The organism is Streptomyces sp. YJ-C3 (assembly GCF_053891275.1).
The window spans coordinates 6,881,439-6,906,210 of sequence record NZ_CM132685.1 but is presented as its reverse complement, the minus strand read 5'-3'; the positions used below and the strand labels follow the sequence as shown (position 1 = coordinate 6,906,210).

The 24,772-nt window shown below is 71.5% G+C and carries 20 protein-coding genes; 12 read left to right on the top strand and 8 right to left on the bottom strand.

Features of this window, described 5'->3' with window-relative positions; all coding sequences use genetic code 11:
- Window positions 1–5: 5 nt before the first annotated feature.
- From ACVHNB_RS31030 to ACVHNB_RS31015, 4 genes are all read right to left on the bottom strand, one after another.
- Window positions 6–614 (bottom strand): DUF4126 domain-containing protein, encoded by a 609-nt coding sequence (locus tag ACVHNB_RS31030; RefSeq protein ID WP_428955214.1) that lies wholly within the window; start codon window positions 612–614, stop codon window positions 6–8.
- A 398-nt stretch (window positions 615–1,012) separates the two neighbouring features.
- The gene (locus ACVHNB_RS31025) at window positions 1,013–1,639 is read right to left on the bottom strand and encodes a TetR/AcrR family transcriptional regulator (RefSeq protein ID WP_456226377.1); all 627 of its coding nucleotides are present in this window, start codon (window positions 1,637–1,639) and stop codon (window positions 1,013–1,015) included.
- A gap of 35 nt (window positions 1,640–1,674) precedes the next feature.
- The gene (locus ACVHNB_RS31020; protein WP_456226376.1) at window positions 1,675–3,759 is read right to left on the bottom strand and encodes a YhgE/Pip family protein; all 2,085 of its coding nucleotides are present in this window, start codon (window positions 3,757–3,759) and stop codon (window positions 1,675–1,677) included.
- Window positions 3,731–4,504: an ATP-binding cassette domain-containing protein gene (locus ACVHNB_RS31015; RefSeq protein ID WP_428955217.1), complete on the bottom strand. Its 774-nt coding sequence runs from the start codon at window positions 4,502–4,504 to the stop codon at window positions 3,731–3,733. Before ACVHNB_RS31015 ends, ACVHNB_RS31020 begins: the two co-directional genes overlap by 29 nt.
- 167 nt (window positions 4,505–4,671) lie before the next feature.
- On the opposite strand from ACVHNB_RS31015, the gene ACVHNB_RS31010 reads away from it, so the two are divergent.
- The 3 genes from ACVHNB_RS31010 (at window position 4,672) to ACVHNB_RS31000 (ending at window position 6,828) form a co-directional block, all read left to right on the top strand.
- Complete coding sequence (locus ACVHNB_RS31010; protein WP_456226375.1) at window positions 4,672–5,226, top strand: SAV_6107 family HEPN domain-containing protein; 555 nt, start codon at window positions 4,672–4,674, stop codon at window positions 5,224–5,226.
- A gap of 110 nt (window positions 5,227–5,336) precedes the next feature.
- Complete coding sequence (locus ACVHNB_RS31005) at window positions 5,337–6,149, top strand: class I SAM-dependent methyltransferase (protein WP_428957692.1); 813 nt, start codon at window positions 5,337–5,339, stop codon at window positions 6,147–6,149.
- A 274-nt stretch (window positions 6,150–6,423) separates the two neighbouring features.
- Complete coding sequence (locus ACVHNB_RS31000) at window positions 6,424–6,828, top strand: DUF3040 domain-containing protein (RefSeq protein WP_428955219.1); 405 nt, start codon at window positions 6,424–6,426, stop codon at window positions 6,826–6,828.
- A gap of 222 nt (window positions 6,829–7,050) precedes the next feature.
- Here the strand turns inward: ACVHNB_RS31000 and ACVHNB_RS30995 are convergent, their stop codons facing one another.
- The 4 genes from ACVHNB_RS30995 to ACVHNB_RS30980 form a co-directional block, all read right to left on the bottom strand.
- A complete protein-coding gene (locus tag ACVHNB_RS30995) occupies window positions 7,051–9,459 on the bottom strand; it encodes a transglutaminase TgpA family protein (protein ID WP_428955220.1) in 2,409 nt (802 codons plus the stop codon).
- Window positions 9,456–10,853, bottom strand: coding sequence for a DUF58 domain-containing protein (locus ACVHNB_RS30990; RefSeq protein WP_456226374.1), 1,398 nt, complete (start codon window positions 10,851–10,853; stop codon window positions 9,456–9,458). The genes ACVHNB_RS30995 and ACVHNB_RS30990 overlap by 4 nt, the downstream gene beginning before the upstream one ends.
- Window positions 10,853–11,893, bottom strand: a complete 1,041-nt coding sequence (locus ACVHNB_RS30985) for an AAA family ATPase (RefSeq protein WP_456226373.1) — start codon at window positions 11,891–11,893, stop codon at window positions 10,853–10,855. The genes ACVHNB_RS30990 and ACVHNB_RS30985 overlap by 1 nt, the downstream gene beginning before the upstream one ends.
- A gap of 222 nt (window positions 11,894–12,115) precedes the next feature.
- The gene (locus ACVHNB_RS30980) at window positions 12,116–12,658 is read right to left on the bottom strand and encodes a beta-class carbonic anhydrase (protein ID WP_428955223.1); all 543 of its coding nucleotides are present in this window, start codon (window positions 12,656–12,658) and stop codon (window positions 12,116–12,118) included.
- Between the two features lie 435 nt (window positions 12,659–13,093).
- Here ACVHNB_RS30980 and rsmH point away from each other — a divergent pair, with 435 nt between their 5' ends.
- From rsmH to murG, 9 genes are all read left to right on the top strand, one after another.
- A complete protein-coding gene (gene rsmH, locus ACVHNB_RS30975; protein WP_456228971.1) occupies window positions 13,094–14,026 on the top strand; it encodes a 16S rRNA (cytosine(1402)-N(4))-methyltransferase RsmH in 933 nt (310 codons plus the stop codon).
- A 25-nt stretch (window positions 14,027–14,051) separates the two neighbouring features.
- Complete coding sequence (locus tag ACVHNB_RS30970) at window positions 14,052–14,654, top strand: septum formation initiator family protein (RefSeq protein WP_428955225.1); 603 nt, start codon at window positions 14,052–14,054, stop codon at window positions 14,652–14,654.
- 4 nt (window positions 14,655–14,658) lie between these two features.
- The gene (locus ACVHNB_RS30965) at window positions 14,659–16,623 is read left to right on the top strand and encodes a penicillin-binding transpeptidase domain-containing protein (RefSeq protein ID WP_456226372.1); all 1,965 of its coding nucleotides are present in this window, start codon (window positions 14,659–14,661) and stop codon (window positions 16,621–16,623) included.
- Between the two features lie 56 nt (window positions 16,624–16,679).
- Window positions 16,680–18,338, top strand: coding sequence for a UDP-N-acetylmuramoyl-L-alanyl-D-glutamate--2,6-diaminopimelate ligase (locus ACVHNB_RS30960; protein WP_456226371.1), 1,659 nt, complete (start codon window positions 16,680–16,682; stop codon window positions 18,336–18,338).
- Window positions 18,339–18,342: 4 nt separating this feature from the next.
- Window positions 18,343–19,746: a UDP-N-acetylmuramoyl-tripeptide--D-alanyl-D-alanine ligase gene (locus ACVHNB_RS30955; protein WP_428955228.1), complete on the top strand. Its 1,404-nt coding sequence runs from the start codon at window positions 18,343–18,345 to the stop codon at window positions 19,744–19,746.
- Window positions 19,743–20,816 (top strand): phospho-N-acetylmuramoyl-pentapeptide-transferase, encoded by a 1,074-nt coding sequence (gene mraY / locus ACVHNB_RS30950; RefSeq protein ID WP_428955229.1) that lies wholly within the window; start codon window positions 19,743–19,745, stop codon window positions 20,814–20,816. The genes ACVHNB_RS30955 and mraY overlap by 4 nt, the downstream gene beginning before the upstream one ends.
- Window positions 20,798–22,240: a UDP-N-acetylmuramoyl-L-alanine--D-glutamate ligase gene (gene murD, locus ACVHNB_RS30945; RefSeq protein ID WP_428955230.1), complete on the top strand. Its 1,443-nt coding sequence runs from the start codon at window positions 20,798–20,800 to the stop codon at window positions 22,238–22,240. The genes mraY and murD overlap by 19 nt, the downstream gene beginning before the upstream one ends.
- Window positions 22,241–22,337: 97 nt before the next feature.
- Window positions 22,338–23,651 carry a putative lipid II flippase FtsW gene (ftsW, locus tag ACVHNB_RS30940; RefSeq protein WP_428955231.1) on the top strand — a complete coding sequence of 438 codons (1,314 nt, stop codon included), beginning with the start codon at window positions 22,338–22,340 and terminating at the stop codon, window positions 23,649–23,651.
- A gap of 6 nt (window positions 23,652–23,657) precedes the next feature.
- On the top strand, window positions 23,658–24,746 hold the full coding sequence (gene murG / locus ACVHNB_RS30935) for an undecaprenyldiphospho-muramoylpentapeptide beta-N-acetylglucosaminyltransferase (RefSeq protein ID WP_428955232.1): 1,089 nt from the start codon (window positions 23,658–23,660) through the stop codon (window positions 24,744–24,746).
- Window positions 24,747–24,772: the final 26 nt, after the last annotated feature.

The following is a 24,772-nucleotide window of genomic DNA, read 5'->3' as shown; positions in this document are numbered from 1 at the left end:
GCAGGTCACGGCGGCGGTGCCTCACGGGCCAGGCGCTTCTCCTCGCGCCGCTGGGCGCGTCTGCGCAGGAACCGGCGGATGCGCCGGACGAGGAGGAACAGCAGCAACAGGCCGAGGAGCAGCAGCACCGCCGCGATGATCGCGGCGGCCTCCGGATAGAACATCGCGAACGTCACGACACCGCCGACGCCGAGGTCCTCGGCGGTGCTCATCACGAAGTTCGACACCGGCTCCGGCGAGGTGTTGATCGCCATCCGGGTGCCGGCCTTCACGGTGTGACTGGCCAGGGCCGTGGAACCGCCGATCGCGCCGGCCGCGAGATCGGACAGCGAACCGGTCTGCCCCGCGAGCAGGGCGCCGACGACCGCCCCCGACACCGGCCGGATCACGGTGTGCACCGTGTCCCAGGCCGAGTCCACATAGGGGATCTTGTCGGCGACGGCCTCGCACAGGAAGAGCACTCCGGCCACGATCAGGACGTCCGGGCGCTGCAGCGACTCGGGGACCTCGTCGGTCAGCCCGGTCGCGCCGAAGATGCCGAGCAGCAGGACCACCGCGTACGCGTTGATGCCGCTCGCCCAGCCACTGGTGAAGACCAGGGGGAGTACGGACACGGACAAGATCGTAACCAGTGGGGAACTCTCCGTGCCTGGGGATGAGTGCCCAGGCCTGAGTATCCGTACCTAGGTAGTGAGATGAGTAGGTGCACGGATGGGGTCCCACCTGCGCAGACGGAAGAGTGGAGGACACGGAGAGGGGCGCGGCTCCGGTACCGCCGACACGGGGCGGCGGAACGGATGCGGCGCCCTTGGCCGCTCCTCTCGCCCGTAAGGGTGGGAGCGAGGCACGGGGGACCCGGGGGAGACCGAACGGGGTCCAACGGGGGAACAACGGGGGATGCGCCGGTCCGGTGAGGCCTGATCACGACCACAGGCCTTGCCGGACCGGCGCTTCACGTATGCCGGCGCTTCACATGTGCGGCCCGTTCCGCGTTCCTCGCGTCAGAGGCGGGTCACGCCTTGCGCGTCAGCGACGGGCCGCCGCCGACCCGGCCCTGGAGCAGCAGCGACAGTGCGGCGTGCACATCGTCCAGCGAGCGCTGCGGCTGGAACGCCTGCCAGTCCAGCGCCGCCACGAGGACCATGCCCACCAGGGCCGCCGCCGTCAGCGGGACGTCGATCTCCTCGCTCAGCTCGCCGCTCGCCACGGCACCGCGCAGCACACCCTCGACGACGGCCACCGCCTCCTGGCGGACCACGGCGAGGGTGGACTGCCAGGCCCGGTTGGTGCGCCACAGCTCGGCCACGTAGAGCTGCGTGAAGGCCGGGTACTCGTCGATGAAGACGAGGCCGGCGCGGATCATCGCGTCCAGGGCGTCGACCTTGCTGCCGCCTCGCTCGTCGGTCTTCTGCGCGGCGTCCCGCAAGGAGGTGGTGAGAAGCCCGACGCCGTGCCGCAGCAGCTCCTCGAAGAGGACCGACTTGCTGGCGAAGTTGTAGTAGACGGTGCCCTTCGCGACCCCGGCGCGCTCGGCGATCTCGTCGACCGTCGTCGCGGAGAAACCCTGCTCCGCGATGAGCGTGACAGCTGCCTCGTAGAGCTTCTGCCGGGTGGCCTGGCGCCGTGTGCTGCTTTCCATGCCCCCGATTCTCACAGGCCGTCCCGTGGGCGCGCTCACAGGCTCAGCTCCGGGTGCAGCCGGTCCAGCGTCCACACCTGCTTGCGCCGGGCCGTCAGTGCGGTGAGCGCGAGGGCGCCCGCCGTGAAGGCCATCAGCACCGCGCAGGCCTGCCACACGGGGCCGAGCCCGCCGCCGGAGATCAGCCGCCGCAGAGCCTCGACGACGTAGCTCATCGGCAGGTACGGGTGGATCGCGTTGAAGAAGCCCGGGCTCGTCTGCACGGGATACGTGCCGCCCGCCGACGTCAGCTGCAGCATCAGGAAGGCGAGGACAAGGATGCGGCCCGCCGCCCCGAAGCGTGCGTTCAGCCATTGCACGATGGCCGCGAAGCACGCCGTGACCAGGCACAGGAACCCGACCGTCCCGGCCGCGTGCAGCATCTGCAGCCCAAGTGCCCAGTGCAGTACGGACATCAGGGCCGCCACTTGGAGGAGACCGAGCGCCGCGACCGGCAGCCAGCCCGAGAGGGCCACGCGCCATGCGGAGGCGCCCACGGCGAGCGCGCGCCGGTTCAGCGGCTGGATCAGCATGTAGGCGACCATCGCGCCCACCCACAAGGAGAGCGGAATGAAGTACGGGGCGAAACCCGTCCCGTAGTTGGGCGCCTTGTGCAGCGACTGCGAGGCCAGCTGCACCGGATCGGCCATCACCTCAGTGCGCTGATCGCGGTCCTTCTTGTCGTAGTCGGGGATCTTCTCGACGCCGTCGTGCAGCCCGCCCGCCAGCTTCCCCGAGCCGTCGGCCAGCTTGAACATACCGCCGTTCAGGTCGTTCGCCCCGGTCTTCAACTTGCCGACACCGGCGTCGAGTTCGGTGGAGCCGGTCTTCGCCGTGCCGAGCCCGGTGTGCAGCTTCCCGGCGCCCGTGGCGACCTGGCCCGCCCCCTTGTTGAGCCTGTTGATCTGCGCGACCGCGTTCTCGACATCCTTGTCGAGCGTCGGGGCGCGCTCGGCGAGGGCCTCGGACTGCTTCTGCAGCGTCTTCAGGTGGCTGTCCATGAGGTCCAGGTCGCCGTGCTCGTCCTGGATGAGCGTGTTCAGGTCGTCGGAGACGGTGGCGACGTCCGCGGCGGCCGTCATGGCCTTCTTCAGGTCCGGGCAGGCCGGGTCGTCGAGCAGCGCCTTCTCGCAACGACGCTCGTAGACGGCGGCAAGGATGTCGGATCCCGCGTGGGCGCCCTTGCGCGCGGTGGGTGCCAGCTTCACGAGGGCGTCGAGGTTGTGCCGGATGCCCTTCGCGGAGTCGGCCACGAGCCGCGCCGTGTCCCCGATCTGCTTCTTGTTGCCCTTCAGGAAGGGGAGCACCTGGTCGGCGGCCCCGTTGACCTTGTCGGCGAGGGACTGCGTGCCGGCGGAGACCTGCCGGGACCCCGTCTCCAGGTCGGCCGATCCCTTGTCGAGCTTCTTCAGGCCGCTCGCCAGGTCGCCGCTGCCCTTCTTGGCGTCCTTCAGGCCGTCGGCCAGGTCCTTCGAGCCCTTCTTGGCCTTGCCGATGCCGCCCTTGAGGTCGTCCGCGCCCTTCGCGGCCTTCTGGGTCGCGTCATGGATGTCCGAGAACGAGATGAAGATCTTGTCGAGGAAGGACCGTGACGCGTTCGTGGACGCGGCCGAGCGGACCTCGGAGAAGACCGTGCGGGAGATCTGCCCGACGATGTAGTTGTTCGCGTCGTTCGTGCGCACCCGAAGAGCGCCGGTCTCCGGGGTGTCCCCGGAACTGGACGCGATCCGCTTGCTGAAGTCCTCCGGCATCGTCAGCGAAAGGTAGTACGTGCCGTCCTCCACGCCCCGCTCGGCCTGCGCGGCGTCGACCTCGTGCCACTGGAAGGTGTCGCTGTCGTACAGCCCCTCGGTGATGTCGTCGCCCGCGGTGATCTTCTTGCCGGCGGCGGCCGCTCCCTTGTCGTCGTTGACGAGCGCCACGGGAATCTTGTCGAGCCGCCCGTACGGATCCCAGAAGGACCACAGGTACAGCGCCCCGTAGAGCAGCGGCAGCAGCAGAAGTGCGACGAGCGCGGCGCGCGGCAGCTTGCCCCTGCCGAAGCGCCTGAGCTCAAGCGCGGCCAGCTTCGGCGAGCGCATCGGCCGTCTCCTTGTCGGTGTCGGTCACAGGGGTGGTGCTCGTGGGGGCGGCCGGTACGACGACGGCGTCGGCGAGGTCCGGTGCCTCGCTGCACACGGCGACGACCGTGGTGCCCGCCGCGGTGATGGCCTTCAACTGGTCCCACATCTCGGCCCGTTCGGCATCCGCGAGCTTCAGGTCGACGTCGTCGACGCCGATCAGCGCCGGGCGGCCGATGAGCGCGAGCGCGAGGGAGAGGCGCAGCGCCTCCGGGCGCTCCAGGTCGCGTACGGCCGTGCGGGAGCCCTTCGGCAGGGCCTCGCGGTCCAGGCCGGCGGCGGCCAGGGCCGTGTCGATGCGCAGCGCCGCCTCGGCCGCGCGCTCGGCGCGGGGGCGCAGCAGTCCGCGCAGCGACCCGTCGAAACGGCGTTGCAGCAGCGCCCGTTCCCGCAGGTGCTCGGCCACGGTGAGCGCCGGATCGAGGTCGGTCACCCCCGGCACGTGCGCGAGCCCGCTCACCCGCCGCACGGCGGCCATCTGCTTCGGCAGCCGGAACCCGCCGACGGTCGCCGTGCCCTCGGTGGGCCGCATGCGTCCGGTCAGTGCCAGCAGCAGGCAGGTGCGGCCGCTGCCGGACGCCCCCTCGATCGCGAGGAGGGACCCGGGCGCCGCGTCGATGTCGACACCGCGGAACGCCCAGCCGCGCGGGCCCTTCAGCCCGAACCCCTCGGCGGTGACGGCGACTGAGCCCTCCGGACCGTCCATGGCCATGGCCCCCTCGGCAACCTCTTTTGAACTGACCAGTCAGTGCAAAAGTTAGCCCGAACCTTCGATCGAAGCAAAAGGCCAGGTCAGGGCCGATTGTCAGTGGCATACCGCACGATGGGCACATACGGCCACTGCGCCGTCACACAGACGACAGGAGGTTCGTCATGGCCAGGTACACCGCAGCCGCCGCACACCGCCCCGCTGCCTCCGGCCACGCCCCCTCACTGACCGGACCGGCGAGCGACGTCCACCCGGTGCTCCGCCGGGTGAGCGCCCCGCCCGCCGCCCTCGATCTGCTCGCCCAGGCCCGCTCCGGACTCGACGAGGCGGCCGTGCTCGAGACACCGAACGAGCGGTACGCCACGGCCCACCTCGCCGCCCTGCGCACCGCGGCCGCCGTGCTCGCCGCCCGCGGCCGGCCCGAACTCACCCCCAAGCGCCGCGCCAGGATCCGCAGCGCCTGGGAAGTGCTCCCCGAGATAGCACCCGAACTGACCGAGTGGAGCGCCCTGTTCGCCTCCGGAGCGACCCGCCGGGCGCGCGCGGAGGCCGGTATCCGCGATGCGGCCAGCGCGCGCGACGCCGACGATCTGCTGCGCGACGTGGCGATGTTCCTGCGCCTGGTCGAGCGGATGCTCGTGCTGCAGCCGGCGCTTCCCCAGCCGCGCCAGGAGGACGACGCGCGCGTAGCGGAGCGGGAGGTGCCCGACGCGGGGTGACCAGCGATTGCGGTGATGTGCGCGGATGGCGAGGCCGCCCGTCCGGGCCCATTAGGGTGGAGGCGCCCGAACCTGCTCACGCCGAGGAGTCAGCCGCCGTGTCGGACCCGATGCGCCCTCCCGTCTCCCACCACTCGCGTACGACGTCGCCGCGCTCCGACCCCCCTCGTCCCCGTGCCTCTCTCCGTACCGCCGTGGTCTGGGAGGTCCTCAAGGACGCCCTGGACCGTCGTGCCAAGGCCGCGGGGAGCCCGACGCTGGACGTCCTCGACACCGGGGGCGGCAGCGGCAACTTCGCGGTGCCGGTCGCCCGTCTGGGCCACCGCGTCACCGTCGTCGACCCCAGCCCGAACGCGCTGTTCGCGCTCGAGCGCCGCGCCGCCGAGGCCGAGGTCGCCGACCGGGTGCGCGGCGTCCAGGGCGACATCTCCGGCCTGTTCGACGTCGTCGAGCGCGACGGGTACGACGCGGTCCTGTGCCACGGCGTCCTGGAGTACGTCGAGGAGCCGGCCGAGGGCGTGCGCAACGCGGTGGGCGCGCTCCGCTCCGGCGGTGTGCTCAGCCTGCTCGCCGCCGGTGTCGGCGGCGCCGTCCTCGCGCGGGCCCTCGCCGGACACTTCAAGGAGGCCCGGCAGGCCCTCGACGACCCGGCCGGCCGCTGGGGCGAGGGCGACCCGGTGCCGCGCCGCTTCACCGCCGAGCAGCTCTCCCGGCTCGTCGCCGACTCTGGCGTGGACGTGGGCGCCGTGCACGGTGTGCGGGTCTTCGCCGACCTCGTTCCCGGCGTCCTCGTGGACACCGAGCCAGGCGCCTTCCAGGAGCTCCTGAAGCTGGAGGCCGCCGCCGCCGAGCTGCCCGCGTTCCACGCCGTGGCGACGCAGCTGCACGTGCTCGGCGAGAAGCAGACGGCCGACCGGACCTGAGCGACTGAGGTGATCCGCCGCTGATCAGCGGCGCAGCGGCAGATGGAGTACGCCACAGGCCCCCCGATCCGGCGCGTGTCGCCGTATGATCGGGGTAGACCGTCCGGCATGACGGGTCGGCCACCGGGGAATGACGCCCAGTGAGCCGGAGCGGCGTGACGCGGTCCGGAATGGTGAAGTTGGCGTAGAGGGGCGGGTTTCACGGGGGCGATTCCCTGCCTATCCTGAAGGGGACCCCCGGTCGCCCCGGCGACTGCACGATGAGGAGGACTCCGTGCCGCTCTCGGAGCACGAGCAGCGAATGCTCGAGCAGATGGAGCGAGCGCTGTACGCCGAAGATCCCAAGTTCGCGACAGCGCTTGAGGGAAGCGGGCTGCGTACGTACACCCGACGTCGGGTCTACCAGGCAGTCGCGGGCTTCCTGGTGGGTATCGCGCTCCTCATGGCAGGTATGGTCGCGCAGCAGATCTGGATCAGCGTGGTGGGATTCCTCGTCATGCTGGGATGTGCGGTGCTCGCCGTCACAGGCTGGCGCAAGGCGCCCAAGCCCGGTGAACAGCCGGCGGGAGCGGTGCCAGGTGCGCCCGCCGCCCGGCGACAGAGCAAACAGAAGCGCTCGATGATGGACCGGATCGAGCAGCGCTGGCAGCGCCGCCGCGACGAGCAGGGCGGCCGCTGAGCCGACCGGCCCCGATCGGGACCTACAGACGTGTGTGAAGGGTGACCGCCCCCGGGCGGTCACCCTTTGTGCGTAACGGGCCCGTGCGGAGATGAAGACCCTGGGCGCAGACGGGGCCCGAGTGGAAATGAAGGCTCCGGCCACCCCTCACGGCGGCCGGAGCCTCCATCGACGTACGGGCCTCATCGCCCTGGACGGCTGGGCCGCATCACCCAGGGCGACTCAGCTCTCCTGGCTCGACGGGCGGGAGCGGGAGGCCCGGTCGAGCAGCGACGACCAGCGGGTCCGCAGGCGCACGGTGAACGACTCCCAGCGCTGCCCCACCGCCCACACCACCCGGATGGCCGAGCGCGGCGCGAGCGTCGCACGCAGCCGGGTCGTGCGGCTCGCCTTCGCGTGCAGTCCGGCCTGCAACCGCCGCGCATCCTCGGCGAGACCCGAGACGGCGCCCGGCCGCGGCGCGTACAGCACCTGCTCCACCGCCGCCGCCACCCGGTGGACGGCCTCGGCGGCCGGCGGATCGAGGTGCCCGACCCGCACGATGCGCGCCGCCGCCTTCCGCGGGGTCTGCGAGTCGTCCGGCGCGATGCCGTGATCCCAGGCCGTGTCCGTGACCTCGCGCCAGGCCGCCAGCGTGCGCGTGGCGACATCGGCCTCCGTGCGGCCGGAGGAACCGAGCCGCAGCGCCCTGAGGCGTCGCCGCCACAGCATCGGCAGCAGCGGCACCAGCAGGACCAGCAAGGCGGCCACGGCCACCAGCAGGAACGTGCCGACCGGCGGGCCGTCGTCCGAGGAGCCGCCCACGATCGCCGGAGCCGTGTTGCCGCAGCTGCCGTCCCTGCGCTGCGCCGCCGTGCAGCTCTGCGACGCGGAGGGCTGGGCCGCCGAGGGAGCCGCGGAGGCGGACTCGGACGGCGCCGCCGGGTTGTTCGGCGCCGCGGGAGTGTTGTCCTGCGTGTACTCCGGGACCGTCCCGCGGTTGGGCGTCGGCTCGAAGCGGGTCCAGCCCACGCCCTCGAAGTACAGCTCCGGCCAGGCGTGGGCGTCGCGCAGGCCCACCGAGTAGGCGCCGTCACCCGCGGGCGAGCCCGGAGTGAAGCCGACCGCGACGCGGGCCGGTATGCCCAGCGTCCTCGCCATCGCCGCCATCGAGAACGAGAAGTGGACGCAGAAGCCCTCCTTCTGCTTCAGGAACCGGGCGATGGCGGCGGAACCACTGCCCGCCTGCACCTCGGTGTTGTACGTGAAGCCGCCGTTGACCGCGAAGTAGTCCTGCAGCTCGACCGCGCGCTCGTAGTTGTTCGACGCGCCCGCCGTGACCTTGCGCGCGGTCGTGCGCACCACGTCCGGCAGCGAGCCCGGCACCTTCGTGAACTCGCGCAGCAGATCCGTCGGCGGCGCCCCGGCATTGGCCAGCTGCTCCGCCGTCGGCTGCACGATCAGGCTCTTGACGGTGTACGACTTCCCGCGCGTCGTCTGCCCGTGATCGCCCACCAGGGTCCGGCCGACCCGCTCGAACCGCCACCGCCCGTTCACCGACACCTGCGTCGCGGGATACGGCATGGGCAGCCAGTCCTGCGCGTACCAGTCGGCCGCCGAGATACGCGTCGTGATCTCGGTCCTGCCGATGTCCGCACCGAGGCCCGGCGGGCCCGGCAGCGTGGAGGGCACATCGGTGATGCTGCGCACCGAAGGGCGCCAGGTGGTGCCGTCGAACTCGTCGAGCGCCACGATCCGCAGATACATGTCGGACGTCTGCTCGGCGTTCGTCCTGTACGACATCACCGTCCGGTCCTCCGGCTGGTTCAGGCTGTTCTGCAGCGAGACCAGCGGGTTGACCGCGGAGATGGTGCCGCCGCCCCCCGACCCGTTGCCCACACCCGTGCCGGAGGGGCCGAGGAGGCCGCCGTCCAGCGGCAGCACGACCCACGCGACCAGGAGCGAGATGCCCAGCGAGAGCACGCCGATGCGGCGGCCGGTCCGGATCGGGGCGACCGCGCCGCCCTGCCCCGGAGTCCCGCCGGGCACGCGGCCGGTGCCGCCGAACACCCGGCCCCACTGCGAGAGCCGGTCCCGGCTCTCGGCGAGCAGCAGCAGGAGATAGCCGACGGCCGCGAGCAGGAACCACAGCCAGTCGATCCCGCCGTCGGAGAGCCCCGCGGCGACCGAGTACAGCGCGAGCAGTGGAAGCCCGGCCGGGGCCGCGCTGCGGAACGTCACCGCGAGCGCGTCCACCGCGAGCCCGATCACCAGCGCGCCGCCGACCAGCATCAGCCGGATGCCGTCGGACAGCGGCGCCGGGATCATGTACCGGCTGACGTCCTCGCTGCCGGCCTGGAGCAGCAGCCCGAAGTGCCGGAAGGCCTCCGGCCCGGGGACGACCGCGCCGAGCGCCTGGTCGTGCGCGAAGACGAGGGTGAGCAGCAGCAGGGAGACCAGGGCCTGCGCCGCGACCGTCAGCGGCCGGGGGAGCGGGACCCGACGGGCCGCCGCGCCCACCCCGGCCTGGATCACCAGCAGGATCGCGGCCTGCATGATCCAGGTGGACCGGTCGACCAGCGGCAGCAGCGCGCACGACGCCAGGAACGTGGCCAGCGTCGCGCAGATCGACAGACGGGCACCGCCGCTCATGACCAACCCCCTGCGGTACCCGGGGCACCGGCTGCCCCCGTACGCTCCCGGTCCGCCTGCCGCCACACGTCCACGAAGGACGCGCCGGGCGGCACGACCACCACGGTCCAGCCGGCCTCCTGCAGCACGCGCAGCCGCTCGGCGCACTGCTGCGAGGGCGGTGCCCCCGGCCCCTGGATCCAGGACGGACTGTCCAGGAGGAAGGCGACGGCGCCGCCGCTGCGCCGGCGCATCTTGGCGGCGACGGCGGCCTGCTCCTCGTCCAGGTCACCGAAGAAGGCGACCAGCAGCCCCTCGTTCCCGCCGCGCAGCACGTCGTACGCGGACGACAGCGTGTACGCGTCGGAGTGCTCGACGACGGCGAGCGTGTCCATCATCAGGCCCGCCGCGTCCGCCGACCCCTGGCCGGTGCCCGCGAACCCGTCCGTGCCCTCGCCCGGCACCGCACTGCCCGTGTCCGTCAACAGCCGCACGGAGAAGCCCCGTTCGAGCATGTGCACCAGGGCGGAGGCCGCCCCCGACACCGCCCATTCGAAGGCCGACTCCGGGCCCGCGCCCTGGAAGGCCGGACCGCGCGTGTCGAGCAGCACCGTGCAACGGGCCCGCTGCGGCTGCTCCTCGCGCCGCACCATCAGTTCACCGTACCGCGCGGTCGACCGCCAGTGGACGCGGCGCAGATCGTCGCCGTAGCGGTACCCACGCGGGATCACGTCGTCCTCGCCGGCCAGCGCGAGCGAGCGCTGCCGTCCCTCGCCGTGTCCCTTGGCCTCGCCGGAGAGCCGTACCGGCGGCAGCGGCTCCACGCGCGGGATCACCGTCAGGGTGTCGTACGTGGAGAAGGAACGGGTCAGTTCGCACATGCCGAACGGGTCCGTCAGGCGCAGTTGCAGCGGCCCGAGCGGATAGCGGCCGCGCAGGTCCGAGCGGACCCGATAGGACACCTCGCGGCGGCCGCCCGCCTCGACGCGGTCGAGGACGAAGCGGGGCCGCGGCCCGAGCACGTACGGCACCCGGTCCTGGAGCATCAGCAGGCCCGTGGGCAGCCGCGAGATGTTGTCCATCCGCAGATGCACGCGCGCCTCCGAACCGGCGGGCACGCGCGCGGGGGAGAGGCGGCGACTGCCCGCGACCCGGTAGCGGGTGCGGTACAGGACGCCCGCGCAGACCAGAGGGAGCGCGGCGAGCAGCATGCCGACGCGGAGCAGATCGCCCTGTCCCAGGACGAACGCGCAGACCGTCGCGGCGACACCGGCCGCCAGGAAGGAGCGCCCGCGCGTGGTCAGCCCGGCGAGCGCGGTGCGCAGACCGCTCTTGTCGCCCTTGTCGTCCGCCGCGCCGTCGCCGTCCGTGAAGCCGCCCCCGGGATCCGCCGCGTAGTACCCCCCGGCCGCCATCAGAGCCTCCGGGTGCCGGGGGGCTGCTGGCCGTACATCGGAGGAGCCTGGGTGTAGCCCTGGGGCGCGCGCGTGTCGGTGGCGGGCACCGGGGTGCGCTGCAGGATGTCGAGGACGACCTGCTCGGCCGTGCGCCGGTTCAACTGGGCCTGCGCGGTGGGCAGCAGACGGTGGGCCAGCACCGCGACGGCCAGCGCCTGGACGTCGTCCGGCAGCGCGTACTCACGGCCGCTGAGCGCCGCCGAGGCCTTGGCCGCCCGCAGCAGGTGCAGCGTCGCCCGCGGCGACGCGCCGAGTCTGAGGTCCGGGTGCGTGCGCGTGGCGGCGACCAGGTCCACCGCGTAGCGCCGTACGGCATCGGCGACATGGACCGTGCGCACCGCGTCGACCAGCTTCACGATGTCGTGCGCGTGCGCCACCGGCTGCAGGTCGTCCAGGGGCGAGACGCCACCGTGGACGTCCAGCATCTGCAGCTCGGCGTCCGGGCTCGGGTAGCCGATGGAGACGCGGGCCATGAACCGGTCGCGCTGGGCCTCGGGCAGGGGGTACGTGCCCTCCATCTCGACCGGGTTCTGCGTGGCCACCACCATGAAGGGGCTCGGAAGTTCGTAGGTCTTGCCGTCAATGGTGACCTGGCGCTCCTCCATGGACTCGAGGAGCGCGGACTGCGTCTTCGGCGAGGCGCGGTTGATCTCGTCGCCGATCACGATCTGCGCGAAGATCGCGCCCGGCTTGAACTCGAAGTCCTGACGCTGCTGGTCCCAGATGGACACACCGGTGATGTCCGACGGCAGCAGGTCCGGCGTGAACTGGATGCGGCGCACCGAGCAGTCGATGGACCGCGCCAGTGCCTTGGCGAGCATCGTCTTGCCGACGCCCGGGACATCCTCGATGAGCAGGTGCCCCTCGGCGAGCAGCACGGTCAGCGAAAGCCGTACGACCTCCGGCTTGCCCTCGATCACACCCTCCACCGACCTGCGGACACGCTCCGCGGTGGTGGTCAGATCAGTGAGGCTCGCTCGATCGTCATAGGTCGTCACCCGGCCCTCCTCGGCCCGTACTTTCCCGGGCCGTCGCTCTGCGATGCGGACCGGCCCACCCCGAAATACGGACACCACGCGCGAAGAGTTCCGTCGCTCGCGCGGGGTGTCACACACGCATTCTTGTTGCCGTTACCGGTTCGTGTCACTCGCCTGTGGATAACTGGCCGCGATATGTCGGGGCTTACAACCTTTTGAGGGGACGACCGGCGGGTGCTGTCCCTATGCCGGGGTGATCTCGCGCAGCTGACCGGTCTTCACGTCGAAGACAAAGCCGCGTACGTCATCGGTGTGCAGCAGGAAGGGAGAGGTGCGCACCTTCTGAATGGACTGCCGTACGTCCTGGTCGACATCCCGGAATCCCTCGACGGCCCACGTCGGGCGCTGGCCGACCTCCAGCTCCAGCTCGTGCCGGAACTCCTCGCTCAGCCCTTCCAGGCCGCAGCCGCTGTGGTGGATGAGGACCACGCTGCGGGTGCCGAGCGCCCGCTGGCTGATGGTGAGCGAGCGGATCACGTCGTCGGTGACGACACCGCCGGCGTTGCGGATGGTGTGGCAGTCGCCGAGCTCCAGGCCGAGCGCGGCGTGCAGGTCGAGACGGGCGTCCATGCACGCGACGACGGCGACCTGCAGCACCGGGCGCGCGTCCATCCCCGGGTCGGTGAACGCGGCGGCGTAGCGCGCGTTGGCCTCGACGAGACGGTCGGTCACGGTGCCGTCGGCGGATATGGCGTTCTCGGAGGGGAGGGATGCGGAAGTCGTCATAGGGACGACGGTAGTGGCCGCAGACGTCTCCGGCCTGCTGTGAGGGGGGACAAAGAACGTCATCACGCCTTGTTGTGAGCTAACCCACAGGGGTGGGAGGGCCGCGACCGAACGAGTGAATTAGCCGGATATGCGGCTTCGGGCGGAAGCGTCCCGCGACGCGCAGGCCGGTTGATTGACCAAGGGGCACCGTGGACTAAAGTGACGCCGAACCCCATTAAACGAAGCATCACGGAGATCCCGGCGCTGCCGGACGCTCCCCGCGTGCGCGGCGCGTACGTACGGCTCGGCCTCCTCCCGCTCCGGTCGGCCGGCGTCACTTCCCCGGCGCCGACGGACCACCATCCCCTTCATGAGCGGGCGGGGACCCGGCAGTGCGTACGACCCGCCCGCCGGACCTGAGAGGGCCTCTTGAGTCAGCGACACGTCCCGGTCATGCTCCAGCGCTGCTTGGACATGTTGGCTCCGGCGCTCGCGCAGCCGGGAGCGGTCGTCGTCGACTGCACGCTCGGCCTCGGCGGACACAGCGAGGCCCTGCTCTCCACGTTCCCCTCGTGCCGCCTGGTCGCCCTCGACCGCGACAAGGAAGCGCTGCGGCTGTCCGGCGAGCGTCTCGCCCCCTTCGGCGACCGGGCCACCCTCGTGCACGCCGTCTACGACGAACTGCCCGACGTCCTCGACCGATTGGACATCCCGCGCGTCCAGGGCGTCCTGTTCGACCTCGGCGTCTCCTCCATGCAGCTCGACGAGGCCGACCGCGGCTTCGCCTACGCGCAGGACGCGCCGCTCGACATGCGCATGGACCAGACGACCGGGATGAGCGCCGCCGAGGTCCTCAACACGTACCCGCCGGGCGAACTGGTGCGGATCCTGCGCCAGTACGGCGAGGAGAAGCAGGCCAAGCGCATCGTCTCGGCCGTCGTGCGCGAGCGCGAGAAGGAGCCGTTCAGCAACAGCGCGCGGCTCGTCGAGCTGATCCGCGACTCCCTGCCGCAGGCCGCCAAGCGCACCGGCGGCAACCCGGCCAAGCGCACCTTCCAGGCGCTGCGCATCGAGGTCAACGGCGAGCTGAGCGTCCTGGAGCGGGCGGTCCCGGCCGCCGTGCGGGCGCTCGCGGTCGGGGGCCGGATGGCCGTTCTGTCGTACCACTCGCTCGAGGACCGGCTGGTCAAGCAGGTGTTCTCGGCCGGCGCCGCCACCACGGCGCCGCCCGGCCTGCCCGTGGTCCCCGAGCGCTACCAGCCCCGGCTCAAGCTGCTCACCCGCGGCGCCGAACTTCCCACGGAGGAAGAGGTCGCCGAGAACCGCCGGGCCGCCCCGGCACGGCTGCGGGGTGCACAGCGCATCCGCGAGGAGGTCGCCGAGTGAGGCACGCGCGCGTGGAGAGGTGGTCATGACCGCCAAGAGCGGCTCGAAAGGATCCAAGGGCGCCCAGGGCGCCCGAGGCCCCCAAGGTGAACCACGCGGGAGAGCCGCCCGATGGGCGCGGCTGTTCCCGGTCGCCCCGTCCGGCGGCGCCCAGGCCGCCCGGACCCCGTTCGTCCTCCTCGTCGTACTGCTGCTCGGCGGCGGGCTCATCACCCTGCTGCTGCTGAACTCCTCGCTCAACGAAGGATCGTTCAAGCTCAGCCGGCTCAAGAAGCAGACCACCGAGCTGACCGACGACGAACAGCAGCTCCAGCGCGACGTCGACTCCTACTCGGCGCCCGACGCCCTCCAGCGCCGCGCCCGCGAACTCGGCATGGTCCCGGGCGGCGACCCCGCGTTCCTCACCCCCGACGGCACCGTCCGCGGGGCGCCCAGCCCGGCGGCGCTGCCCTCGCCGGTGCGGCCGCAGGCGCCCCGGCCGCCCGAGATGGTCCACACGACCCCGAGCGGGTCGCCGTCGCCGACCACGCAGGCGACGCCCGGCACGACGCCCTCCGCCGAGCCGCCCGCGCAGCCGGACACCTCGACGCAGCCCGCGGCCCCCGTTCCTTCGAACTCCGGCAGGTGACGCCATGACCGACAGGGAACCCCCGCGCCGCCGCGTGCCAGGCCCCGCGCGTCCCGCCCGGACGGCCCGCCCCGGTGCGCAGCGGCGCCCCGGCCCCGGCGCGCGCTCCGCCGCACGGCGCCCGCGCCCCGCATCTGCCAGAACCGCCACCCCACTGCGCCTGGGCAGCCCACGGCCCCGCCTGCGGATGGTGAGTCTGGGCCTCACGCTCGTCCTCATGGTCTTCGTCGTCCGTCTCCTCCAGGTGCAGGGTGTCGACGCGAGCGCGTACGCCGCCAAGGCCGAGCTGAACCGCTACGTCAGCCACACCATCGCCGCCGAGCGCGGCGGCATCACCGACCGCAGCGGTGTCGCGCTGGCGGCGAGCGTGGACGCGTACGACATCACCGCGGACCCGACGCTGTTCACCGAGAAGGCGACCCAGGTCAAGGACGCGCCCGAGCAGGCGGCGGCGCTCCTGTCGCCGATCATCGGGGTCGACGCGGACACCCTGGCCAAGAAGCTCAAGACCAAGAAGACGCGGTACGTGCGGCTCGCCACGCGGCAGACGCCGCAGGTCTGGAAGCAGATCAAGGACCTCAGGTCGACGCTGAACGACAAGGCGAACGCCGAGGGCCACGAGGCGAGCGTGCTGTCCGGGGTCCTCGCCGACCCCAGCAGCAAGCGCGTGTACCCGAACGGGGACCTGGCCGCCGGGATACTGGGCTGGGTCAACGCCGACGGCAAGGGCGGCGGCGGTGTCGAGCAGCAGCTCGACAAGGAGCTCGCCGGCAAGAACGGCAAGATCCGGTACGCCCAGTCCGGCGGCCGACAGGTGCCGACCGCCGGCAGCACCGAGCAGCCCGCGGTGGCCGGCTCCGACGTGGAGCTGACCATCGACCGCGACATCCAGTGGGCCGCGCAGAACGCGATCGCCGAGCAGGTCAAGAAATCCGGGGCCGACCGCGGCTACGTGATAGTGCAGGACACGCGGACCGGCGAGGTCCTGGCCATGGCCAACGCGCCCGGCTTCGACCCCAACGACCTGTCGCAGGCCAACTCGGCGGCCCTGGGCAACGCCGCGCTCCAGGACGCGTACGAGCCCGGCTCCACCGCCAAGGTCATGTCGATGGCGGCGGTCCTGGAGGAGAACGCGGCCACGCCGCTGACGCACGTCACCGTCCCCAACCGGCTGCACCGGGGCGACCGCCTCTTCCAGGACGACGTCGACCACCCGACCTGGCACCTCACGCTCAACGGCGTGCTCGCCAAGTCCAGCAACATCGGCACGATCCTCGCCACCGGCCAGCTCGGCGCGACGCAGCCGAAGGCCAACGAGACCCTCTACTCGTACCTGCGCAAGTTCGGCATCGGGCGGCAGAGCGGTCTCGGCTTCCCCGGCGAGACCTCCGGCATCCTCGCGGCGGCGGACAAGTGGTCGACGTCGCAGCAGTACACGATCCCGTTCGGGCAGGGCTTCTCGATCAACGCCATGCAGGCGGCCTCCGTGTACTCGACCATCGCCAACGGCGGCGTCCGGGTCGAACCGACCCTGGTGCGCGGCGCGAAGGGCCCTGACGGCCGGTTCACGCCCGCGCCCAAGCCCAAGGAGACCCGCGTCGTCAGCGAGAAGACGGCCAGGACGGTCGCCCAGATGCTGGAGTCCGTGGTCGACGACGAGGAAGGCACCGGTACGAAGGCCCGGATCCCCGGCTACCGCGTCGCCGGTAAGACGGGTACGGCCAACCGCGTGGATCCGGCCACCGGCCGCTACAAGGGGTACACGTCGTCGTTCGCCGGGTTCGCGCCCGCCGACAAGCCCCGCGTCACCGTCTACTGCGCCATCCAGAACGCGACGAAGGGGAGCTACTTCGGCGGCCAGATCTGCGGCCCCATCTACAAGCAGGTCATGGAGTTCGCCCTGAAGACCCTTCAAGTGCCGCCCACCGGCGCCAAGTCCGCACGGCTGCCCGTCGCGTTTCAGCCATGACGGCCGGGACACGTCGTAACCATGATCACTCACAGTGAAGACACCCTGAAGAGCCCGTGACAACCATCACCTCGGATTCCGGGAACCACCGGACGCCACGCCCCTCGCTTCGCTCAGCGGGGGGTGCGCCCGGTACGCTCACCGCCGTGCCACACGCTGATCAGTCCCAAACCACCCAGAAGGGCGCACCCGTGACATATCCCGGGCCGCCGCGACCGGTCGAGGTCTCCGCCACCCCCCTCGCGGAACTGGCCGATCAGTTGGGTGTCCCCGCGCCCGGCGCCACCGATCTCGGGGTCACCGGCATCACCCACGACTCCCGTGCGGTGCGCCCCGGCGACCTGTACGCGGCGCTGCCCGGCGCCCGCGCGCACGGCGCCGACTTCGCCGCGCAGGCCGCGACCCTCGGCGCGGTCGCCGCCCTCACCGACCCGGCCGGCGCCGCACGCGTCCACGACGCCGGGCTCGTGCCGCTCGTCGTGGAGAACCCGCGCAGCCGCATGGGCGAGCTGGCCGCCACCATCTACGGCCACCCGGGCAAGGACCTCCTGCAGCTCGGCATCACCGGCACGTCGGGCAAGACGACGACCGCGTACCTCGTCGAGGGCGGCCTCAAAGAGGTCCGCAGCACCGGCCTGATCGGCACGGTCGAGATGCGCATCGGCGACGAGCGGATCAAGTCCGAGCGCACCACCCCCGAAGCCACCGACCTCCAGGCCCTGTTCGCGGTCATGCGCGAGCGCGGCGTCGAGGCCGTCGCCATGGAGGTCTCCAGCCACGCCCTCGTGCTCGGCCGGGTCGACGGCTGCGTCTTCGACGTCGCCGTCTTCAACAACCTCAGCCCGGAGCACATGGAGTTCCACTCCGACATGGAGGACTACTTCCGGGCGAAGGCACAGCTGTTCACGCGCGCACGCAGCAAACAGGGCGTCGTGAACTACGACGACGAGTACGGGCGCCGGCTCATCGACGAGTCCGAGGTCCCCGTCGTCACCTTCTCCGCCGAGGGGCACCCCGACGCCGACTGGCGCGCCGAGGACGTCGAAGTCGGCCCGCTGGGCTCGACGTTGACCGTCGTCGGCCCCAAGGGCGAGCGGATCACCGCCAAGGCGCCCCTGCCGGGCCCCTTCAACGTCGCCAACACCCTCGCCGCGATCGTCACCCTCGCCGTCGCCGGGATCGACCCGCAGACCGCCGCCGACGGCGTCGCCGCCGTCCCCGGCGTGCCGGGCCGCCTGGAGCGCGTGGACGCGGGCCAGAAGTACCTCGCCGTCGTCGACTACGCGCACAAGACCGACGCCGTCGAGTCCGTCCTCAAGGCGCTGCGCAAGGTCACCGAGAACAAGCTGCACATCGTGCTCGGCTGCGGCGGCGACCGGGACAGGACCAAGCGGATGCCGATGGGCGCCGCGGCCGCGCGGTTCGCCGACACGGCCATCCTCACCTCCGACAACCCCCGCTCCGAGGACCCCCTCGCGATCCTCGCCACGATGCTCGCGGGCGCCGCCGACGTGCCGGCGCACGAGCGCGGTGACGTCGCCGTCTTCGAGGACCGGGCCGCCGCCATCGCCGCCGCCGTCGCCCGGGCCGAGCCCGGCGACACGGTGCTCGTCGCCGGCAAGGGACACGAGCAGGGCCAGGACATCGCCGGGGTGGTGCGTCCCTTCGACGACCGCCTGGTGCTTCGCGAAGCCATCGAGCAAACCCAGGGATGAAGTTGTGATCGCCCTCTCCCTCGCCGAGATCGCCTCAGTCGTCGGCGGGCAGACGTACGACATACCGGATCCACAGGCCCGGGTCACCGGGCCTGTCGTCATCGACTCGCGCAAGGTCGAATCCGGCAGCCTGTTCGCCGCGTTCGCGGGCGAGCGCGTGGACGGCCACGACTACGCCGCGGACGTGATCGCCGCGGGCGCCGTCGCCGTGCTGGCCGCGCGCCCCGTCGGCGTGCCCGCCATCGTCGTCGAGGACGTCCGGAGTGCGCTCGGCGCGCTCGCCCGGCACGTCGTCGAGCGGCTCGGCGCCACGCTGGTCGGTCTGACCGGCTCGGCGGGCAAGACCAGCACCAAGGACCTCATCGCGCAGGTGCTCCGGCGCAAGGCGCCCACGGTCTTCACCCCCGGCTCGTTCAACAACGAGATCGGCCTGCCGCTGACGGCCCTGTCCGCCACCGACGAGACCAGGTTCCTCGTCCTGGAGATGGGCGCCCGCGGCAAGGGCCACATCCGGTACCTGACGGGCCTGACGCCCCCGAAGGTCGGCGTCGTCCTCAATGTGGGAACCGCGCACATCGGCGAGTTCGGCGGCCGCGAGCAGATCGCGGAAGCGAAGGGCGAGCTGGTCGAGTCCCTCCCCGCCGACGGCACCGCGATCCTGAACGCGGACGATCCGCTCGTACGGGCCATGGCGTCGCGCACGAAGGCGAAGGTGCTGCTCTTCGGAGAGGCCGCGGAAGCCGACGTACGTGCCGAGAATGTCCGGCTCACGGAGAACGGACAGCCCTCCTTCAGCCTTCACACACCCTCCGGGTGCAGCGAAGTGACCTTGCGCCTGTACGGTGAGCACCACGTGTCGAACGCGCTCGCCGCGGCCGCCGTCGCCCATGACCTTGGCATGTCCGTGGAGGAGATCGCGCTCGCGCTCTCCGAGGCGGGCACCCTGTCCCGCTGGCGGATGGAGGTCACCGAGCGTTCGGACGGCGTCACGATCGTCAACGACGCCTACAACGCGAACCCGGAGTCCATGCGAGCGGCCCTGCGCGCGCTCGTGGCCATGGGCAAGGGACGGCGTACGTGGGCGGTGCTCGGGCACATGGCCGAGCTCGGCGACGAGGCGCTGGCCGAACACGACGCGGTCGGACGGCTCGCCGTCCGGCTCAACGTCAGCAAGCTCGTGGCAGTCGGGGGCAGGGAAGCGTCCTGGTTGCAACTGGGCGCCTATAACGAGGGTTCGTGGGGTGAGGAGTCGGTGCACGTGTCCGACGCACAGGCGGCGGTCGACCTGTTGCGCAGCCAGCTGCGCCCGGGTGACGTCGTGCTCGTGAAGGCCTCCAGGTCGGTGGGCCTGGAGAGCGTGGCACAGGCGCTGCTTGAGGGCTTCGAGGGCGGGGTCGATGCCCGATGATGAAGCAGATCCTCTTCGCGGGAGTCATCGGCCTGTTCCTGACCCTGGTCGGAACGCCCCTGCTCATCAAGCTCCTTGCGCGCAAGGGCTACGGCCAGTACATCCGTGACGACGGCCCGCGCGAGCACCACAGCAAGCGCGGTACGCCGACCATGGGTGGTATCGCCTTCATCCTGGCGACCCTCATCGCGTACTTCCTGAGCAAGCTGATCACCGGCGCGGCCCCGACCCTGTCGGGTCTGCTCGTCCTCGGTCTGATGGCCGGCATGGGCCTGGTCGGCTTCCTCGACGACTACATCAAGATCGTCAAGCGGCGCTCGCTCGGTCTGCGCGCCAAGGCGAAGATGGCCGGCCAGCTCATCGTCGGTATCGCCTTCGCGGTGCTGTCCCTGCAGTTCGCCGACGCCCGCGGACAGACCCCGGCGTCCACCCGGCTCTCCTTCGTGGAGGACTTCGGCTGGACGATCGGCCCGGTGCTCTTCGTGGTCTGGGCGCTGTTCATGATCCTCGCGATGTCGAACGGCGTGAACCTGACGGACGGCCTCGACGGCCTCGCCACCGGCGCCTCCGTGATGGTCTTCGGCGCGTACACCTTCATCGGTGTCTGGCAGTTCCAGGAGTCCTGCGCCAACGCGCAGACCCTCACCAACCCGGCGGCCTGTTTCGAGGTCAGAGACCCACTTGACCTCGCGGTCGTCGCATCGGCCTTGATGGGCGCCTGCTTCGGCTTCCTGTGGTGGAACACCTCGCCCGCCAAGATCTTCATGGGTGACACGGGTTCGCTGGCCCTCGGCGGCGCCCTCGCCGGTCTCGCGATCTGCTCGCGCACCGAGCTGCTCCTCGCCCTGCTCGGCGGCCTGTTCGTGATGATCACGATGTCCGTGGTCATCCAGGTCGGCTCCTTCAAGATGACCGGCAAGCGCGTCTTCCGCATGGCGCCACTGCAGCACCACTTCGAACTCAAGGGGTGGTCCGAAGTCCTTGTCGTGGTCCGCTTCTGGATCATCCAGGGCATGTGCGTGATCGTCGGACTCGGCCTCTTCTACGCAGGATGGGCAGCCAAGAAGTGACATCTGGTCAGGGTTCCTGGCAGGGGATGAGCATCACCGTCGCCGGTCTCGGCGTGAGCGGCCTCAGCGCCGCCCGCGCCCTGGCCGGCCTCGGCGCGTCGGTCACCGTCGTGGACGGCGGCGACGGCCCCGCCCACCGCGAAAAGGCCGCCCTTCTTGAAGAAGAGGGCATTTCCGCACGCCTCGGGGACGCGGCCACGCTGCCCGAGGGCACCGAGCTGGTCGTCACCTCGCCGGGCTGGAAGCCCTCCTCGCCCCTGTTCGCGGCGGCCGCCGAGGCGGGCGTCGACGTGGTCGGCGACGTGGAGATCGCCTGGCGGCTGCGCGGCCCCGACGCCGCACCCTGGCTCGCCGTCACCGGCACCAACGGCAAGACCACCACGACCCAGATGCTCGCGTCGATCCTGACGGCGGCGGGCCTGCGCACGGCCGCCGTCGGCAACATCGGCACGCCCATCGTCGACGTCGTCCTCGAAGGCGACGACGCGTACGACGTCTTCGCCGTGGAGCTGTCCTCGTACCAGCTGCACTGGGCGCCCTCGCTGCGCGCCCATTCGGGGGCCGTCCTCAACCTGGCGCCCGACCACCTCGACTGGCACGGCTCCATGGAGGCGTACGCCGCCGACAAGGGCCGTATCTACGAAGGCAATCAGGTCGCCTGCGTCTACAACGTCGCCGACAAGGCCACCGAGGACCTGGTCCGCGAGGCCGACGTCGAGGAGGGCTGCCGCGCCATCGGCTTCACGCTGGGCACGCCCGGCCCCTCCGAACTCGGCGTCGTCGAGGGCATCCTGGTCGACCGGGCCTTCGTCGAGGACCGGCAGAAGAGCGCCCAGGAGCTCGCCGAGATCTCCGACGTCACCCCGTCGGCCCCGCACAACATCGCCAACGCCCTCGCGGCGGCCGCCCTCGCCCGCGCCTTCGGCGTCGAGCCGGCCGCCGTACGCGACGGACTGCGCGCCTTCACTCCCGACGCGCACCGCATCGCGCACGTCGCCGATGTCGACGAGGTCGCGTACGTCGACGACTCCAAGGCCACCAACACCCACGCCGCGCAGGCCTCGTTGGCGTCGTACGAGTCGATCGTGTGGATCGCGGGCGGTCTCGCGAAGGGAGCGACCTTCGACGAGCTGGTCGCCGGTGCCGCCGGGCGGCTGCGCGGTGTCGTCCTGATCGGTGCCGACCGGGCCCTGATCCGGGAAGCCCTGGAGCGACACGCCCCCGAAGTACCGGTGGTCGACCTCGACCGGACCGACACTGGGGCGATGTCGGCGGCGGTCCAGGAGGCGGCGCGGCTCGCCCGCCCGGGGGACACCGTGCTGATGGCCCCGGCCTGCGCGTCGATGGACATGTTCACCAACTACAACAAGCGTGGCGAGGCGTTCGCGGAAGCGGTCCGCGAACTCGGCGCCACCAGCGTCTGACGGGACCCCCGGGTGCCCGGTGACGCCGGGCACCCTCGGGAGGGGAACGTGGCAGCGCAGCAGGTACAGCCGTACGGCTCACCGTGGGGGAGCGGCAATGGCCGGTAGCAGCGCCCGCACCACCAAACGCCCCTCGGCCCCGCCGAGAAAGACCAGCCGTGTCTACCGGGCGCGCGCCAATCCCGTACGCCGCCTGTACACGCAGGCCCGCCGTGCCTGGGACCGGCCGCTCACCGCGTACTACCTGATCCTCGGGTCCGCCCTGCTCATCACGGGCCTCGGCCTGGTGATGGTGTACTCGGCCTCGATGATCACGGCCCTGCAGATGGGGCTCTCCAGCTCGTACTTCTTCCGCAAGCAGTTCGTCGCGGCCGTCATCGGCTCGATCCTGCTCGTGCTCGCGATGCGGATGCCGGTGAAGCTGCACCGCGCGCTCGCGTACCCGATCCTCGCCGTCAGCGTCTTTCTGATGGTCCTCGTCCAGGTGCCGGGGATAGGAGTGTCGATCAACGGCAACCAGAACTGGATCTCGCTCGGCGGCCCGTTCATGCTGCAGCCCAGTGAGTTCGGGAAGCTGGCGCTGATCCTGTGGGGCGCCGACCTGCTGGCGCGCAAGCACGACAAGCGGCTGCTGACCCAGTGGAAGCACATGCTGGTGCCGCTGGTCCCGATGGCCTTCCTGCTGCTCGGCCTGATCATGCTCGGCGGCGACATGGGCACGGCGATCCTGCTGACCGCCATCCTCTTCGGCCTGTTGTGGCTGGCCGGCGCCCCCACACGGCTGTTCGTGGGCGTGCTGTCCGTGGCCGGCGCGATCGGCGTCATGCTCATCAAGACCAGCCCGAACCGGATGGCGCGGCTCGCGTGCCTGGGCCGCGCCGACGCGGGACCCGACGACATGTGCTGGCAGGGGCTGCACGGGATCTACGCCCTCGCGTCCGGCGGATTCTTCGGTTCCGGCCTGGGCGCGAGTGTGGAAAAATGGGGTCAACTTCCCGAAGCGCACACCGACTTCATCTTTGCCATCACCGGTGAGGAACTGGGCCTGGCGGGGACGCTGTCGGTGCTCGCCCTGTTCGCGGCTCTAGGCTATGCGGGTATCCGCGTGGCCGGACGCACGGAGGACCCCTTCGTTCGATACGCCGCGGGAGGGGTGACGACGTGGATCACGGCGCAGGCCGTGGTCAACATCGGCGCGGTGCTCGGCCTGCTGCCGATCGCCGGAGTTCCGCTCCCGCTGTTCTCGTACGGGGGGTCGGCGCTGCTGCCGACCATGTTCGCCGTGGGACTTCTGATCGCGTTCGCGCGGGACGAACCGGCGGCTCGGGCGGCCCTCGCCATGCGGCAGCCACGGATGAGATGGAACACGATGCGACGGCGCGCCACGGCGCGTACGTCCGGAGAGCGGTGAATTTCGGTGCATGTCGTACTCGCCGGTGGGGGGACCGCCGGCCACATCGAGCCGGCGCTCGCCCTCGCGGACGCCCTGCGCAGGCAGGACCCGACCGTGGGGATCACGGCGCTCGGCACGGAGCGCGGCCTGGAGACCCGTCTCGTCCCGGAGCGCGGCTACGACCTGGCGCTGATCCCCGCCGTACCGCTGCCGCGCAAGCCCACCCCTGAACTGATCACCGTGCCGGGACGGCTGCGCGGCACCATCAAGGCCGCCGAGCAGATCCTGGAGCGCACGAAGGCGGACGCCGTCGTCGGCTTCGGCGGATATGTCGCCCTGCCCGGCTACTTGGCCGCCAAGCGCCTCGGCGTGCCGATCGTCGTGCACGAGGCGAACGCCCGACCGGGCCTCGCCAACAAGATCGGTTCGCGGTACGCGGCCGGGGTCGCCGTCTCCACCCCGGACAGCAAGTTGCGGGACGCCCGCTACATCGGCATCCCGCTGCGCCGCACCATCGCCATGCTGGACCGGGCCGCGGTGCGCCCCGAGGCCCGCGCCGCGTTCGGCCTGGACCCGAACCTGCCGACGCTGCTGGTCTCCGGCGGCTCGCAGGGCGCCCGCCACCTGAACGAGGTCGTCACGCGCGTCGCGCCGCTGCTCCAGCAGTCCGGCATCCAGATCCTGCACGTGGTCGGCCCGAAGAACGAACTGCCGCAGGTTCAGCAGATGCCGGGAATGCCCCCGTACATCCCGGTACCGTACGTGGACCGGATGGACCTCGCGTACGCCGCGGCCGACATGATGCTCTGCCGCGCGGGCGCGATGACCGTCGCCGAACTCTCCGCCGTCGGGCTCCCGGCCGCCTACGTCCCGCTGCCCATCGGCAACGGCGAACAGCGGCTCAACGCCCAGCCGGTGGTCAAGGCCGGCGGCGGCCTGCTGGTCGACGACGCGGAGCTGACCCCCGAGTGGGTCCAGGGCAACGTCCTGCCCGTGCTCGCCGACCCGCACCGGCTGTACGAGATGTCCCGCGCCGCCTCCGAGTTCGGCCGCCGGGACGCCGACGACCTGCTCGTCGGGATGGTGTACGAGGCGATCAACTCACGCCGCTAGGCGCGTACGACACGAAGGCAGGGGAG

Bases quoted from the DNA above. Each gene is read 5' to 3' on its own strand.
- rsmH (WP_456228971.1), top strand. From the start codon at position 13,094: ATGCTCCAGCGCTGCTTGGACATGTTGGCTCCGGCGCTCGCGCAGCCG.
- mraY (WP_428955229.1), top strand. From the start codon at position 19,743: ATGATGAAGCAGATCCTCTTCGCGGGAGTCATCGGCCTGTTCCTGACC.
- ACVHNB_RS31020 (WP_456226376.1), bottom strand. From the start codon at position 3,759: ATGCGCTCGCCGAAGCTGGCCGCGCTTGAGCTCAGGCGCTTCGGCAGG.
- ACVHNB_RS30965 (WP_456226372.1), top strand. From the start codon at position 14,659: ATGACCGACAGGGAACCCCCGCGCCGCCGCGTGCCAGGCCCCGCGCGT.
- ACVHNB_RS30970 (WP_428955225.1), top strand. From the start codon at position 14,052: ATGACCGCCAAGAGCGGCTCGAAAGGATCCAAGGGCGCCCAGGGCGCC.
- ACVHNB_RS31025 (WP_456226377.1), bottom strand. From the start codon at position 1,639: ATGGAAAGCAGCACACGGCGCCAGGCCACCCGGCAGAAGCTCTACGAG.
- murD (WP_428955230.1), top strand. From the start codon at position 20,798: ATGGGCAGCCAAGAAGTGACATCTGGTCAGGGTTCCTGGCAGGGGATG.
- ACVHNB_RS30995 (WP_428955220.1), bottom strand. From the start codon at position 9,459: ATGAGCGGCGGTGCCCGTCTGTCGATCTGCGCGACGCTGGCCACGTTC.
- ACVHNB_RS31015 (WP_428955217.1), bottom strand. From the start codon at position 4,504: ATGGACGGTCCGGAGGGCTCAGTCGCCGTCACCGCCGAGGGGTTCGGG.
- ACVHNB_RS30980 (WP_428955223.1), bottom strand. From the start codon at position 12,658: ATGACGACTTCCGCATCCCTCCCCTCCGAGAACGCCATATCCGCCGAC.
- ACVHNB_RS31005 (WP_428957692.1), top strand. From the start codon at position 5,337: ATGCGCCCTCCCGTCTCCCACCACTCGCGTACGACGTCGCCGCGCTCC.
- ACVHNB_RS30990 (WP_456226374.1), bottom strand. From the start codon at position 10,853: ATGGCGGCCGGGGGGTACTACGCGGCGGATCCCGGGGGCGGCTTCACG.
- ftsW (WP_428955231.1), top strand. From the start codon at position 22,338: ATGGCCGGTAGCAGCGCCCGCACCACCAAACGCCCCTCGGCCCCGCCG.
- ACVHNB_RS31010 (WP_456226375.1), top strand. From the start codon at position 4,672: ATGGCCAGGTACACCGCAGCCGCCGCACACCGCCCCGCTGCCTCCGGC.